The organism is Limosilactobacillus ingluviei str. Autruche 4 (assembly GCF_000312405.1).
GTDB lineage: Bacteria > Bacillota > Bacilli > Lactobacillales > Lactobacillaceae > Limosilactobacillus > Limosilactobacillus ingluviei.
Genome location: NZ_HE997178.1, coordinates 52716 through 54328, shown reverse-complemented (window position 1 = coordinate 54328; position 1613 = coordinate 52716). Strand labels below are relative to the sequence as shown.

The following is a 1613-nucleotide window of genomic DNA, read 5'->3' as shown; positions in this document are numbered from 1 at the left end:
ACCGAATTGCCTTGGAAGTTAATCCTTAGCACTTAATCATTATATCATCGATCAATTTCGATGTCAAGAACTTTTTTAAATAATTTTTGAAGCTCTTGATTGATTAGCTGCATCAGCAACTCTTATATGTTATCAAATCGTCAACGTCTTGTCAACAACTTTTTTAAATTGTTTGGCATTGATCAGCAGTGATTTATTTAACTGCCGTGACAACGATATCTAATATACCGGGTTCTCCCGTTCCTGTCAATCGTCTTTTTAATTCTTTTTTGATTTTTTCTATTATCTTAACTATAACCCCTGACCCCAGGAAATAAGTTCGCTTATTCGTTAGGATTACAACTCCCGAAAAACAATTCATTCGCATTTAAAAGGTGTGACGAAAATCATATAAACAATCATAGACTTCCATCGCTGCTAAATCGAGATCATCAAACACCAATTGTTCTTGTTGACGTACCCGTCGGACGATGAATTCTTGCCGCGTTGGTTGATAACTAACCTCACATACATAAACACCAAATTGCGTAAATTCGCGAATTTGGGGAGCGGTTCCCCGAACGGCGGTCATTGCTTGCAAGCGTCGAATAATTTTAATCAGCCTTGATTCCACTTTCTTCACCTCACTTTTCATTGTACCTGAAACAACGGCCTGATAAAAAAGAAAACGAGCAACTTAACCGTTACTCGCTAATTTGCAACCTTATCTGGTTTAATCATCAGGGCAATCATCCCCGCAAAAATCCCAAAGTAGTAGGTTAATAATCGCCATAAGAACATGGCCAACACTAACTTGCTTTGGGAATGAACAAAACTTAAAAAGAGAACCGAAAAGCTGTACTCAGCACCGCCAGTCCCCCCCGGAATCGGAAACAAGGAAATGATCATAAAAATCAAAACGTGCAAGCTCATTACCATCACCAGGTTAATCCCAGTCACGCCTAACGCCAATAAAATGAAATAGGGAATGATATAGTACGCTAACAGTTGTAATAGGGTTACCACTGCAACTTTCCCCAGTTTATTGTATTCTCGTTTCATTTTGACGCTCTCTTGATAAAACGTATCAATCTTCTGATTCAGTTTGTGCCCTAACCGTTGGTAACGATGCTCCCCGCCAAACCATCGGACCGGCAAAAGCACCAAATTCGTCACTCGTTTGGTAAAACTGTACCAATACATCACCATTAACAAGGCCACAATGACGCCCAAATGGATTGTAAACCCAAACAGGACCAGCAGTGACAACGCATGCAGTTTTTCCGCAATATAATGAAAACCAATGACAATACTAATTATAAAGTTCACCACAATCATCGCTTGAAAGACGACAAACTTCATCAAGAGAACCGAACTGGCCATTCCCCCTTCGACCCCCGCTTGCAGCATTGCCACCAGTTGCGCTGGTTGACCCCCCGTCGAAAATGGGGTTAACCCGTTAAACAATTGCTCAATCAATGGTAAGCGGAAAGCGTTCTTCCAGGTAAAGGTCGGGTAGCGATCCGCCATAAAAATCTTTACAACCACCCCTTCGAGCCCTAGGTAAAGCACAATACAACCAATCGCAACGGCAAACCATCCCCAGCGCAAGTGGGCTAAATCGACGCCCAATT

General features: G+C 41.6%; 2 protein-coding genes. Both read right to left on the bottom strand.

Going from position 1 to position 1613, the window contains the following annotated elements; all coding sequences use genetic code 11:
• Positions 1–367 precede the first annotated feature (367 nt).
• A complete protein-coding gene (locus BN54_RS09660) occupies positions 368–613 on the bottom strand; it encodes a DUF1797 family protein (protein WP_019206988.1) in 246 nt (81 codons plus the stop codon).
• Positions 614–690: 77 nt separating this feature from the next.
• Positions 691–1613 (bottom strand): lysylphosphatidylglycerol synthase transmembrane domain-containing protein (locus tag BN54_RS09655; RefSeq protein WP_155818394.1); only part of this gene is annotated, 923 nt, incomplete at its 5' end.